Source organism: Streptomyces sp. NPDC059900, from assembly GCF_050270335.1.
Taxonomy (GTDB): Bacteria; Actinomycetota; Actinomycetes; order Streptomycetales; family Streptomycetaceae; genus Streptomyces.
In genome coordinates this window covers 1-1,383 of record NZ_JBNNJZ010001089.1, presented here as the reverse complement: position 1 = coordinate 1,383, position 1,383 = coordinate 1, and the positions used below count along the sequence as shown (strand labels likewise).

Annotated in this window: 1 protein-coding gene; it reads left to right on the top strand. The window is 69.3% G+C overall.

Features of this window, described 5'->3' with window-relative positions; genetic code table 11:
* The coding region (locus tag ACQKIP_RS47465) for an acyl-CoA carboxylase subunit beta (protein WP_427745872.1) at positions 1–1,380 on the top strand (1,380 nt) is incomplete at its 5' end.
* Positions 1,381–1,383 lie beyond the last annotated feature (3 nt).

The following is a 1,383-nucleotide window of genomic DNA, read 5'->3' as shown; positions in this document are numbered from 1 at the left end:
CGGCACCGGGCGACCGGGTTCGGCCTGGAGGCGAAGAAGCCGTACACGGATGGTGTGATCACCGGCTGGGGCACGGTGGAGGGCCGTACGGTCTTCGTCTACGCGCACGATTTCCGGATCTTCGGCGGTGCGCTGGGCGAGGCGCACGCCACGAAGATCCACAAGATCATGGACATGGCGATCGCGGCGGGTGCCCCGCTGGTGTCGCTGAACGACGGTGCGGGCGCCCGGATCCAGGAGGGCGTCAGCGCCCTGGCCGGCTACGGCGGCATCTTCCAGCGCAACACCAGGGCGTCCGGGGTGATCCCGCAGATCAGCGTGATGCTGGGCCCGTGCGCCGGCGGCGCCGCCTACAGTCCCGCCCTGACCGACTTCGTGTTCATGGTGCGCGACACCTCGCAGATGTTCATCACCGGCCCGGACGTGGTGCGCGCGGTGACCGGCGAGGAGATCACCCAGAACGGGCTGGGCGGCGCGGACGTGCACGCCGAGACCTCGGGCGTGTGCCACTTCGCCTACGACGACGAGGAGACCTGCCTGGCGGAGGTCCGCTACCTCATCGCTATGCTGCCCTCCAACAACCGGGAGAACCCGCCCGCCCACGCCTCGGACGACCCGGCCGAGCGCCGCTCGGACGTCCTCCTCGACCTGGTCCCGGCGGACGGCAACCGCCCCTACGACATGGCCAAGGTGATCGAGGAGCTCGTCGACGACGGCGACTTCCTGGAGGTCCACGAGCGCTGGGCCCGCAACATCATCTGCGCGCTGGCCCGCCTGGACGGCAAGGTGGTGGGCATCGTCGCCAACCAGCCCCAGGCCCTGGCCGGGGTGCTGGACATCGAGGCCTCCGAGAAGGCCGCCCGCTTCGTGCAGATGTGCGACGCCTTCAACATCCCCATCGTCACCCTCCTGGACGTGCCCGGCTTCCTGCCCGGCGTCGACCAGGAGCACGGCGGCATCATCCGGCACGGCGCCAAGCTGCTGTACGCCTACTGCAACGCCACGGTGCCGCGGATCTCGCTGATCCTGCGCAAGGCGTATGGCGGGGCGTACATCGTGATGGACTCGCAGTCCATCGGCGCGGACCTGACGTATGCCTGGCCGACCAACGAGATCGCGGTGATGGGTGCCGAGGGCGCCGCCAACGTGATCTTCCGGCGGCAGATCGCGGCCGCCGAGGATCCCGAGGCCATGCGGCAGAAGATGGTCAAGGAGTACAAGTCCGAGCTGATGCACCCCTACTACGCCGCCGAGCGCGGCCTGGTGGACGACGTCATCGACCCCGCAGCCACCCGCGAGGTCCTCATCAGCTCCCTGGCGATGCTCGCCAACAAGCACGCAGACCTGCCGTCCCGCAAGCACGGCAACCCCCCGCAGTAATCC